This is a genomic window from Bacillus cereus group sp. BceL062 (genome assembly GCF_051780025.1).
Lineage (GTDB): Bacteria > Bacillota > Bacilli > Bacillales > Bacillaceae_G > Bacillus_A > Bacillus_A toyonensis.
On record NZ_JBPWGY010000003.1, the window covers coordinates 271099 to 283110 of the forward strand.

Here is a 12012-nt window from a genome sequence, read left to right on the forward strand (position 1 = left end):
TATCCCTCATTTCTCCATCACAACTGTTTTATCGCCCTTACTTCCGATCTATCTCCGTACGTTTGAATACTTTTATCTAACTCTTTCAAAGCTTTCGTATGTCCTTCAAATGCATCTACCAGTTCTGAGTTATATTGAATGATTAAATCTAGATAACTTAAAAAGGCATCTCTCGTTTTTCCATTCCAGTTCGCACATGTAACGTATGCTTTTAAGTTTTTCGCTTCGTTTAAAGAATCCTTCATACCATTTTCTATGTTTTGTGCGTAAGAAATGGCACTTGCAGTGTTACTTCCTATAATTTCAACCTCTTTACCACTCATGTAGATTCCCTCCATTCTTTGTATGCTTAATGGATAAGTTTTTCAATTTCCTTTTTCTTTTCTTCAAAAGCCTTAGTCGCTGCAGCGTATGCTGACGCTTTCTCCGCTTCTGCTTTAGCTTTATACTCCAAATACTTTGCATAAGCTGTACCTTTTGCAGATCCAACATCGCTTAATGCACTTTTAAAATAGGATACTAATGTATTTAATTCCTCATCCTTTTCATGACGTTTTTGTTCAAATTCAACTGCCGGAATTTTATTAGCTTCCAAGCCATTACTTTTACTTTCATAATCTCTCTTCGCTGATTCAGCCTCTTGAATGAATTGCTTTAACTCTCTTTCTTTATCTTTTAAATAATCATGTAAATCATCATACCGATCTCGTTTCCTCGCACTTTCTGTAAAACCAGACGCATTTAAAAAAGCATTGTACAATTCATCTAACATCTTTCTCCCCCTTTATTACAATAATTATGTAGTTAAATTCGTATATATAAACATGAATATTCATTACATTAAGAATTAACAAATAATTATTTTTGCATATTGCTATTTTATCAAAGGGGTTTTAACATTTCCATATTTTATAAATAGCTTTCGCATTTTTCTTCAATTGTAATACCTGAAAAGCAGGCAGTCTTTAAGGCCTAATTAAGTAAGTATTCTATGTTACGAATGAAAAAGGATCTGATATAAATATCAGATCCTTTTTCACTGCTTCTTTTATAAATTTAATTTCTTAATACATACATCGTTTCACACGATAACTGGTTCATACGTGCTCAAATTATCATACACAGTTTTTACAATACTAGGCGGAAGGTTAACACATCCTCAGATCCACCTTTTCCTGTGGCAGTGCATAATGTTTAATAGAATCAAAGCATATTTTTACTTGCCTGACTTAATTTTTTCGCTATACTCTTCTAAAGTTAACCCTTTTTCTTTTAGATACACAGCAACTTCTTTTCCTACATAACGATAATGCCATGGCTCATACTTAATGCCAGTAATATTCTCTTTATCTTTCGGATAGCGGAGAGTAAACCCATACTCTGCAGCATTCTTATCTAACCATTTGAATGCATCAGTCGTTTCAAATTTTGCATTTAAATCTTCTACCGTATTCTGCCATTCAACTGAAATAATGTCTAACGCTAATCCCGTATGATGTTCACTTGCACCAGGATACTGAAGATATTCCAATGCTTTAGCACTAGCCTCTTTATCCGACAAACCTTGAGATTTATAGCTTTTAACTGAAGCATCATAATAAGTTTGTTGTAATTTTATAGCTCGATAACCTGATCTTAAATAAAGATTGATTCCCTCTTTTTTTGCAGCTGCTACCATATCCTGATAGGAAGTTGCAATTCTACTATCTATTTTCATATTTGGCTTCGCATTTTGAGTAATACTTGTTAATTCAATTCCTAGTTCCTTTGATAACATATGCTCTCTATTTACAAGAATAATTCTCCAATCATTAACATCAGAGATAGGTAAAACATCTTTTTTATTCGCATTTATCTCATTTTTATTTTTATCGTTATTATTAGTAGTTTCCTGAGATGTTTGCTTTCCACTACAAGCAGCAAGGCTCCATCCCATTGCCAATACCAATGCTAAAATTATAAATTTTTTAATTGTATCTCATTCCCTTTTTGTTTATTAGTCTTTATACCAATTTCCCAACACATCTCTAGGAATCTCCTTGAAATCCTCTAAAGAAACGGGGCCGACAAATTTTTTAATCCCATGATTTTTAGAATCTTCATCCGAATAATCTTTTAAAAATTGAATTTTAAATTGTTTCTTACCATCAGCATAGTCGGTTACTGTCGGTACGAGTGCCGCTTGTCGTATACCAAAAGTTTTATCTTCATACTTAACAAATTGTATATAAGATAATCCTCCTACCAATGTTTCTAATTTTTCTTGAGCAGAAATAAGATTTCCAAGAGAATAATAGATTAGCGTTTCATGTCCATCTTTATTTTGTTTCCACTCAATTGGTTGAATTACATGTGGATGATTTCCAATTACTACATCTACACCTAAATCTGTTAAATATTGAGCAACTTCTTTTTGTTGCTTTGAAGGTGTAGAGGTATATTCTACTCCCCAATGCACCATAACAATCACCATATCAGAGCTACTCTTTGCCTTTTCCACATCATTTTGGATCGCTTTTTTATCCATTACATTTAATGCCCAAGACTTATCAGCTGGAATTTTAATTCCATTCGTACCGTATGTATAATTTAGTAACGCAAAACGAATACCATTTTTTGTAATCGTTTTTATTTCATTACGCTCATTTTGATTCTCATTAATGCCTAATGGGATAACATCCGGATATTTCTTCCAGTATTCTCTTGTATTCGCAACACCTTTAATACCCATATCCATAGCGTGATTTGTCGCTTGCGTCACTATATTGAATCCAGTGTCCACTAAAGATTGACCTACTTCTTCAGGTGTATTGAAAGTCGGATATCCCTGTACTTTTAGATTATTTCCTGCTATTGGAGTCTCCTGGTTCACTATAGCAAGATCACTTGATTGAACAGCTTTTTTGATATTTTCATAAATATAGTGATAATCATATGAACCGTCTTTTTGTTTGCCATCTTTAATTACTGCATCATGATATAAATTATCACCCGTTGCCATTACATTCACAACCGATTTTACTTTTTTATCTTCAATAAAATTAGGAGACTGTTGAATGGGACTTTTCTCTACCCAGTTTGGTGCTTTTAATGATGTATCTATATTTGACTGAGCCGGTGGTGATGAAGCTTTAGATGACTTAACATCTGTATTATCACAAGCGGTTAAAAGTACTAAAAAAATAAGACATAATAAAAATTTATTTTTACTTCTCTGTAAATTATGTAACATGTAATCCTCTTTTCTGTTCTATTACTTATAACCAATTTTAACAAATAACTTTTTAAACAACGTATTTTGGTTTTACACTTCATTATGGAAGGACACTTTGTTACAACTGCTTCGGAATATACGGATAACCATTTTCCACTTTCTAGCAATCTATCGATTCTATTAGAATTGATAGATTGCTAAAAAAGCATTATCCACCAGAATGCCGACTAGATTCCAATCAACATCCTCCATATATTGAATTTGATATACCTCTTCCAATTGTAGTAGCTGGTTACTCTAAACAATAGAGGAGATATAGCCTCTTCTCTTGCTTTACATTTGTGAGTGGCTCCAAAAAGAGGGAATCGTTGCCGTCCCCTCTTTAGATAGTGCAAAATTTTTGTACCTATTTTCTTTAAGTCGAGCGACAATCATTATACGAATCACAATAAGTAAGACCCAAGAACTTATTTTACCAATATATTAAAAAAGTAGCAATATCACCTGCGATTCATATAAAGAAGCCAATTAGGAGAAATGAAAAAGGAAGTCGTTATCTCTATCGTACAATTGATAAAGATGATGTAGCTTAAGTATTAAAAAAGTTAATCTGTACTATTAGCAACAGTTAAAAGAAAAAAATAGTTATTTCCTATATCGAAAATTATGTAAATGAATACTGTTATGAAACGACTATACGATGGCACCGTTATATTTCCATAAAACTAACAAACTAAAATACCACGTAACATTACAAGAGTTACGTGGTATGTAAACGATGAAATATTAAATTTTCACTGATTTTTCTTCTTGATAAATAATTTCACCATCAATAATAGTTATTTCTACTTTTAAATCTTTAATTCGGTTTGAATTCACACTTAAAATGCTGTCATTTAATATAACTAAATCCGCCAACTTTCCGACCTCTATGCTTCCTTTTATCTCTTCTTCAAAACTCGCATAAGCGCCATTCCATGTGTATAGTTTAATAGCTTCCATTACACTTATAGATTGATTCACACCAACCTCTATTCCAGACTTCGTTTTTCTATTGACAGCAACATGAATTCCTAATAAAGGGTTATAGTCGGTAACTGGTGCATCCGAACTACCTGCTGCAATGATGCCTCGATCAATATAATCACGAGCAGCGTACATATGATTAACACGATTACCATAGTGCCGTACATATATCTCTCCGAATTCATATGGAAATGGAGGGTTTGGAATTGGAACTATCTCAAGTTTTTTCATTCTCTCTTGTAAATCTGGTGAAGAAATTCCCGCGTGCTCGATTCGATGACGATGATTTTTTCTTGGTGATTCCTCTAACGCCCTTTCTACACAATTTAAATACATTTCAATAGCTTTATCACCTTGTGCATGCACAGTGATTTGATAACCTTTTTTGTGTGCTTCGCCTAACACTTGATAAATTTCTTCCTCATTATAATAAAGAATGCCATAATTGTTTCGGTCACTCGAATACGACTCACGGGTTGCAATTGTAGGTCCAGTACTACTTCCATCTGTAAACAGTTTAGCTGGTCCAACCTTGAATCTCTCATCTCCGGTACCAGTTATCACACCAGCTTCGACCATTTTATTAACAAATTCATGGGAGTTATTTATTTGACATATCATTGCATATATTCGGACACGAATATCCCTACTCTTCACAGCTCGTTGTAGTAAACGAAAACTCTCAGGTCCATCTCCACCTGCGTCATGTATACTCGTTATACCAGCTGCAACGAAATGATCTGATGCAATTTTCACAGCCTTCATCATTTCACTTTCTTTATAACTTGCAACTTCACTCATCTCCATATTTGCTGCTTCAATTAACCTTCCTGTAAGCTTTCCTGCCTGATCCTTTTCAATAACTCCCCCACTCGTGTTCGGTGTGTTCTCGTTAATTTGCGCAATTTCTAATGCTTTGCTGTTCACTACGCTTATGTGGTGACAAGTACGAGTTATAATAATAGGATGGTCAACTGAAATGTCATCCAGCTCAGTAATTGTTGGATAACGCTTTTCCTTCACAGCGGTTTCATTAAAGCCCCAAGCACGTATCCATTCACCTTTTGGCGTTTCTAATGCCTTCTTTTTTAGGTCATCTAACAAAGCTTCGATAGAATCAATATGTTCAGCTTTACAACTGACAGCCAACTGATTTTGTCCATAAGAAATGAGGTGAAGATGGGAATCAATGAATCCAGGAAGAAGCGTTTTTCCTTGCAAGTCAATTACATCCGTTTTTTCTCCTATAAAACTCTTAACCTCCTCATTCGAACCAACAAATGCGATACGATTATTTTGTATTGCCACAGCTTCGACTACTGTATTCTTTTGGTCGACTGTAATAACTTCTCCATTTAACAAGACAACATCAGCCTTCATAAACTCAACCCTTTCGGAATTACCCTTTTCGAGTAATTCATTCCGTATTTACAGTTACATCTCTCAATAGGATTTTCCGCTTTTTTAACAAATTAAAGTTGAGCTAAACACTCTTTTATTGTTGTAACGATAAAAGTAAAGTCTTCCTCTGTAATGCTTAATGGAGGTGCAAGTTGCAAAATATTATTGTAACCGGCAACAGTGTCACCATTTTTACCGATAATTAGACCTTTTTCTTTACAAGCATTGATGACTTTGTTCATCTTTTCAATGGAAGCCGGTTCTTTTGTTTGCTTATCTTCCACTAGTTCAATACCTAAAAGAAGACCTTTTCCGCGAACATCTCCTACGTTTGGATGTTCTTTTACATCCTCTAGTTCATCTAACAGTCGTTCACCCAATTCCTTGGAACGGTCAATGAGTTTCTCATTCTCCATAATTTCTAAATTTTTCAAAGCTAAGGCGCAAGCTGCAGGGTTTCCTCCGAACGTATTCACATGGCGAAATCGATCATAATCTTCGCTGCCTACGTACGCCTCATAAATCTCTCGTTTAACTGCTGTTGCCGACAAAGGAAGATACGCACTTGTAATACCTTTTGCCATCGTAATGATATCTGGTTTGACACCGTAATTCATAAATCCAAACGGCTTCCCTGTCCGCCCAAATCCACATATTACTTCATCACAAATGAGCAACGCACCGTGCTTCTCGCAAATTTCTTTTACTTTTGCCATATATTCATCAGGAGGCATCAAAATGCCGCCCCCAGTAATAATTGGCTCCATAATTACGCCGGCTACTGTTTGACTTAACTCCCATGTCATGACACGATCGATTTCATCAGCACTTGCCAGTGTACGAACATCTTCTGGATTACGATACGTATCAGGCGGTGCTACATGCAAGAATCCTTGCCCAAGTGGTTCATATTTATACTTTCTTTGTGCTTGTCCTGTTGCCGCAAGAGCCCCCATTGAATTACCATGATAAGCACGATAGCGTGAAATAAACTTATAGCGTCCATGATCACCTTTTTGCTGATGATATTGACGAGCAATTTTAAACGCTGTTTCATTTGCTTCCGATCCACTGTTAGAAAAGAAAATAACGTATTCATCATCAAGCCATTCATTCAATTTCTCTGCTAATTTAATAGCAGGAACATGACTTTGTGTCAGAGGAAAATATGGCATTTCTTCCAGTTGTTCAAAAGCCGCTCTTGCAAGCTCTTTACGGCCATATCCAACATTCACGCACCAAAGACCGGACATACCGTCTAAATAACGGTTTCCATCAATATCCGTCACCCATGCTCCTTCTGCTTTTGTAATAATTAAATTCGTTGGATTAGGGGATGCTCCTTTCATTGCATGCCAAAGGTACTTTTCATCTGCTTGTTTCAAACTTTGTGTTTGCTCTGTCGCTTGCACAATCACCAACTCCATTCTATCCGTTTATGATTTTCTATCACTCTATCAATAACGAGCCGTAAGCATTTTCTTGCGCGTATAAAATTCTACGCCATCTTTTCCATTTGCATGGAGATCACCATAGAAGGATTTCTTATAACCTGAGAATGGGAAGAATGCCATTGGAGCAGGAACCCCAAGATTGACCCCAAGCATACCTGCATCAATTTCTTCACGGAATTCACGAATTGCTTTCGCGCTATCGGTGTATAGGCATGCACCATTTGCGAACGGTGATGCATTAGCAACATGAATTGCTTGCGCCAAGTCTTTTACGCGTATAATAGAAAGAACCGGTGCGAAGATTTCATCTTGCCAGATCTTCATTTCCTGTGTCACATTGTCAAAAATCGTTGGACCGACAAAATAACCGTCACCGTTTGCTGCATCATCTTCACGTCCGTCACGAATAAGTGTCGCTCCCTGCTCTATACCAGATTGAATGTATCCGAGTGTACGCTCTTTATGGCCGTCACGAATAACGGGACCAAGGAAAACATCTTCTTCCAGACCATTACCAATCGTAATTGCATTCGCCTCTTGAAGCAGTCTATTAACGAGCACATCTGCAACGTCTTCTTCCACGACAACAACAGCCGCCGCCATGCATCTTTCACCCGCTGAACCGAAGGCAGCACTTGTAATTTCTTTCACTGTAAAACTAAGGTCCGCATCTTTTAATACGATCGAATGATTTTTTGCACCTGCAAGAGCTTGTACACGTTTGCCGTTTGCTGCTGCTGTTTTATATATATACTCAGCGACAGGTTGAGAACCAACGAAAGATACAGCCTTCACATCCTCATTGTCAAGAATGCCATTCACGACGTCATGTGCACCATGTACAACATTTAGTACTCCATCTGGAAGACCTGCTTCTTTAAACAGTTCAGCTATGCGATTCGCCAGCAACGGTGTTCTTTCAGATGGTTTTAATACAAACGTATTTCCGCATGCAATCGCGAGTGGGAACATCCAGCATGGCACCATCATCGGAAAGTTAAATGGCGTTATTCCTGCGATTACTCCGATTGGATAACGATACATCCCTGATTCAACACCAGTAGCAATATCAGGAAGTTGCTCTCCCATCATTAAAGTAGGTGCACCTGCTGCAAATTCAACACATTCAATCCCTCGCTGTACTTCACCGTAAGCTTCTTTATAACTTTTTCCATTTTCCAAGGTAACGAGTTTCGCTAACTCCTCCCAGTTTTCAATCAAAAGCTGTTGGTAGCGAAATAGAATCCGAGCACGCCGAGGTACAGCAACCTTTTTCCATGTTTGGAATGCTTCTTTCGCAGTTGCTACAGCTCTATCCAAATCTTCTTTAGTCGAAAGCGGCACACGAGCAATAGTCTCTCCTGTTGCTGGATTTGGTACATCTTCCACTTGTTTACTTGTGGATTCTATCCATTGTCCACCAATATAATTTTTTAACGTTTGTACATTTTTCGTTACTACCATGGTGAAACCTCCTAATTTTAAGATAGCCGTCCTATGTATGTATTGCATTCACAAAAAGAAAGCGCATTCATTCGACGGTATATAAACTTATTTATATACATTTCTCTAACATTACTAATCTTACTCTTATCGATTACATATGCAGGAGCAGTCATTTGCTTAGCATTTGTCCACTCCCCAGTTCACATTATTTCAGATTAATCTCATGGTTCATCTTATAATTCTTTTTCAAAAATACTGGGCAATCCCATTCACAAACAAGGTCCTTATCCAAGGAAACAACCCAGCCCTTTGTAACATGATACTTTTTTCCATCAACAGTAATAAACACTTCACCGTCTGTCACATAGAAAACTTCCTGTTCTTCTACATGCCACGTTCCTTTATTCGGTTCACCTACCCATGGTTCCCATGTGTTGGCACCTAGTTGCTCTGCTTCTTCTGCTGTAATTTTTTTCGCAAAAAACATGATGATAACCCTCTCTCTTATTAGTAATTTTGACGGAATACGTTCCTATACATCTACTGTTTTAACATTGGTAACCTTTAAACGTTTGAACTCTTTTCTCATAAAGTATATGGCAATGAGAACACCTGGAATTTCTGCAGCAGGAGCAGCGTACCATACACCTTCTACACCCCAGAATTTCGGGAAAATAAATAGAAACGGTATCATGAACAACAATATTTTGCTAACACTAATAAACGTTGCGGACCAGTTTCTCTCCTGTGATTCAAAATAACCAGAAACAAGCAAGCTAACTGCACTAAGTGTAAATAAACAATTGAATACAACCGTCGTCCAAATGCCCAGTTTTTGCAATTCAGGATTACCACCGGAAAAAAATGACACAATTGGATCTGCAAAAATGATTAATATGGCCGTCACAATTACAAAGAAGGAAACTGTAAAAATGAGTCCCATCTTAATTGCTTGTTTCACACGATCAAGGTTGCCTGCACCGTAATTATAACTAATAATCGGTTGAAGCCCTGTCATCCCACCGAGCGCCGCTAAAGCGAGAAGATTTGTAATGTAACCATTTTGAATCGTGAAAGCTGCAACGTGCAGACCACCTCCGTAGCTTTGCAGTAAATTGTTGGTGAAAATAATTGCAATAAACATCATGAACTGACTAGAGAAAGATGCAAACCCCGTCCAAACTACTTCACCAATCTTCTTAAGATTAATCATCACATCTTTCATTTTTGGCTTCAGTTTTGTTTTACCAAACCAGAAATAAAAGATTAAGAGAACAGGAATCGATTGCGAAATCGTATTAGCCCATGAAGAACCCATCATCCCCATGTCATACTTCACTACCATAATCCATTCCATAACTCCAGCAACAACTGCTGCGACTAACCAACTGTTCATTGACAATATAGGTTTTTCATCGATATTAGCTAAAATACTTAATACAACGGCCAATATCGTTAATGGCAACGAAATCCATAATAGTCGGCTATATTGCACCGCATACGGAAGTGCTTCATCACTTGCTCCAAATAGAATCATAATATCAGTTTCAAAGACCAATCCAAGTACAGCTATCAAAGTGGAAAGGAAAAGAGTAAACCATAAAGTTTGTCCCATAATACTTCTAGCTTCTTCTATCTTCCCTTTCCCCATTCGAAGTGAAATGACCGCTCCGGCTCCTATCCCCAAAAGAACCCCAATCATACGGGTAATAACCATGACCGTAAACCCAATTCCGATTCCCTCGATTTCTAGCTCCTGAAAGCCACTGACGAAATAGCCATCAATAACCGATACAACTCCTAGAATTACATTAGCCATAATTCCTGCCAAAGCAAACCGTAAATATAGTAACGGAATACTTTTGGTTCCGAGCACTGAATCATCCACCGACTTATTCATTCCTTCTGGCTTCTCTATGTTCGATGACGGACGGTTGTCCACTATTTTCATGAGCATATCCCCTTACAAATAATTTATATAGCAAGTTAAGCTCAATTAATTCACATACCAACCTACAGGCTTGGCATGCTGGTGGATATTGATTTGCTTCGTTTCCATAAAATGCTCCAGCCCGGCAACACCTAAAGCCCTACCGATTCCACTTTGCTTATACCCGCCCCAAGGACCTTCAACATAAGCAAGATGATAACTATTAATCCAAGTAATTCCCGCACGCAATTTACTAATGACACGTTTTGCTCGGTCCATATCTTCAGTAAATACAGCACCGGCTAATCCATAAATGGAATCATTCGCTTTTTGGATCGCATCTTCCTCATCTTTAAATTTCTGTACAACAAGGACTGGTCCAAAAATCTCTTCCTTAACAATACGCATATCTGCATTTACATCAGCAAAGATTGTTGGTGCGATAAAAAAACCTCGATCAAGCCCATTTTCTGTTAAACGTTTACCACCACAAACTAATTTTGCACCTTCTTCCATTCCACTCTTTATATAATGTAAAACGTCATTCATATGAGACTCGGTTGTGAGAGCTCCCATTTCGATATTCTCGCTTTCTCCGTTTCCAACTACAATTTTGTTCGCACGCTCGGCCAATCTTTCAACAAACTTATCGTAAATGGCCTCTTGTACAAGCAAACGGGATGCAGCTGAACAAACTTGCCCAGCGTTGTGGAAAATACCAAACATCGCATTATCGACAGCAGTTTCAAAATCCACATCGTCGAACACAATAAGTGGAGATTTCCCCCCTAGTTCCAGTGTAATTTTTTTCATATTGCCCGCGGCTGCTCGCATAATACTTTGACCTGTTTTTGTTCCACCTGTAAAGGCAATTTTGTCAACATCATAGCTCTCTGCAAGCTCATTCCCAACCTTTGAACCAGGTCCCAACACTAAGTTTGCCACTCCGTCTGGAAGCCCAATCTCTTCGATAATTTCAAATAACTTGAATACGCTTACAGGAGTGACGTCAGCAGGTTTAATTACAATTGTATTTCCTGCGGCAAGTGCAGGAGCAATTTGCCAAACAGCTAGCATAAGCGGGAAGTTCCAAGGTACAATCAGTCCACAAACCCCAATCGGTTCATGAATAACAATCGTTTCTGAAGAATCATCACGATTGTAAGATTCCTTTTTTATACCTTTAATCAAGTCAGCATAATAGCGGAAGCATTGAACCGATACTGGAATATCTACATAGGTTGTTGCACGAATAACCTTACCGTTATTTGCAGTTTCCAAACGGGCAATTTCAGCTGTCTTCTCTTCAAGACGATCTGCAATCTTATATAGATAATCAGCTCTTTCATCAGCCGATAAATCTGACCAAATTCCGCTGTCAAACGCTTTACGAGCCGCCTTTATTGCTAGTTTCGCATCATCTGCTGATCCATGAGCGGACGTTGCAATAACCTCTTCAGTTGCAGGATTGATAATATTTCGTCTAGCACCCGATAATGCTTCTACCCATTTTCCGTCAATGAACATGTTTATTTCCATAA

The 12012-nt window shown here is 37.5% G+C and carries 10 protein-coding genes; all 10 read right to left on the reverse strand.

The window, feature by feature from the left end; genetic code table 11:
* Positions 1–17 precede the first annotated feature (17 nt).
* Positions 18–323 carry a WXG100 family type VII secretion target gene (locus ACS2MN_RS09670; protein WP_000014533.1) on the reverse strand — a complete coding sequence of 102 codons (306 nt, stop codon included), beginning with the start codon at positions 321–323 and terminating at the stop codon, positions 18–20.
* 26 nt (positions 324–349) lie between these two features.
* Positions 350–772, reverse strand: a complete 423-nt coding sequence (locus ACS2MN_RS09675; protein WP_000883458.1) for a hypothetical protein — start codon at positions 770–772, stop codon at positions 350–352.
* Positions 773–1216: 444 nt separating this feature from the next.
* Positions 1217–1948, reverse strand: coding sequence for a M15 family metallopeptidase (locus ACS2MN_RS09680; protein WP_000241997.1), 732 nt, complete (start codon positions 1946–1948; stop codon positions 1217–1219).
* Between the two features lie 48 nt (positions 1949–1996).
* Entirely contained in the window at positions 1997–3232 is a 1236-nt protein-coding gene (locus tag ACS2MN_RS09685; protein ID WP_000903055.1) for a CapA family protein, read from the reverse strand.
* A 768-nt stretch (positions 3233–4000) separates the two neighbouring features.
* Positions 4001–5620, reverse strand: coding sequence for an amidohydrolase (locus tag ACS2MN_RS09690; protein ID WP_000642587.1), 1620 nt, complete (start codon positions 5618–5620; stop codon positions 4001–4003).
* Positions 5621–5712: 92 nt separating this feature from the next.
* Positions 5713–7068, reverse strand: a complete 1356-nt coding sequence (locus ACS2MN_RS09695) for an aspartate aminotransferase family protein (protein WP_179192225.1) — start codon at positions 7066–7068, stop codon at positions 5713–5715.
* Positions 7069–7098: 30 nt separating this feature from the next.
* A complete protein-coding gene (locus ACS2MN_RS09700; RefSeq protein WP_000261832.1) occupies positions 7099–8559 on the reverse strand; it encodes a CoA-acylating methylmalonate-semialdehyde dehydrogenase in 1461 nt (486 codons plus the stop codon).
* Positions 8560–8746: 187 nt separating this feature from the next.
* Complete coding sequence (locus ACS2MN_RS09705) at positions 8747–9028, reverse strand: cupin domain-containing protein (protein WP_000464526.1); 282 nt, start codon at positions 9026–9028, stop codon at positions 8747–8749.
* A gap of 45 nt (positions 9029–9073) precedes the next feature.
* Complete coding sequence (locus ACS2MN_RS09710; protein WP_198130352.1) at positions 9074–10492, reverse strand: MATE family efflux transporter; 1419 nt, start codon at positions 10490–10492, stop codon at positions 9074–9076.
* Between the two features lie 45 nt (positions 10493–10537).
* Positions 10538–12010, reverse strand: coding sequence for an aldehyde dehydrogenase family protein (locus ACS2MN_RS09715; protein WP_087949542.1), 1473 nt, complete (start codon positions 12008–12010; stop codon positions 10538–10540).
* Positions 12011–12012: the final 2 nt, after the last annotated feature.

Excerpts from the sequence above, each read along its gene's own strand:
- ACS2MN_RS09670 (WP_000014533.1), bottom strand. The coding sequence starts at position 323 with ATGAGTGGTAAAGAGGTTGAAATTATAGGAAGTAACACTGCAAGTGCC.
- ACS2MN_RS09675 (WP_000883458.1), bottom strand. The coding sequence starts at position 772 with ATGTTAGATGAATTGTACAATGCTTTTTTAAATGCGTCTGGTTTTACA.
- ACS2MN_RS09685 (WP_000903055.1), bottom strand. The coding sequence starts at position 3,232 with ATGTTACATAATTTACAGAGAAGTAAAAATAAATTTTTATTATGTCTT.
- ACS2MN_RS09690 (WP_000642587.1), bottom strand. The coding sequence starts at position 5,620 with ATGAAGGCTGATGTTGTCTTGTTAAATGGAGAAGTTATTACAGTCGAC.
- ACS2MN_RS09695 (WP_179192225.1), bottom strand. The coding sequence starts at position 7,068 with ATGGAGTTGGTGATTGTGCAAGCGACAGAGCAAACACAAAGTTTGAAA.
- ACS2MN_RS09700 (WP_000261832.1), bottom strand. The coding sequence starts at position 8,559 with ATGGTAGTAACGAAAAATGTACAAACGTTAAAAAATTATATTGGTGGA.
- ACS2MN_RS09705 (WP_000464526.1), bottom strand. The coding sequence starts at position 9,028 with ATGTTTTTTGCGAAAAAAATTACAGCAGAAGAAGCAGAGCAACTAGGT.
- ACS2MN_RS09710 (WP_198130352.1), bottom strand. The coding sequence starts at position 10,492 with ATGAAAATAGTGGACAACCGTCCGTCATCGAACATAGAGAAGCCAGAA.
- ACS2MN_RS09715 (WP_087949542.1), bottom strand. The coding sequence starts at position 12,010 with ATGGAAATAAACATGTTCATTGACGGAAAATGGGTAGAAGCATTATCG.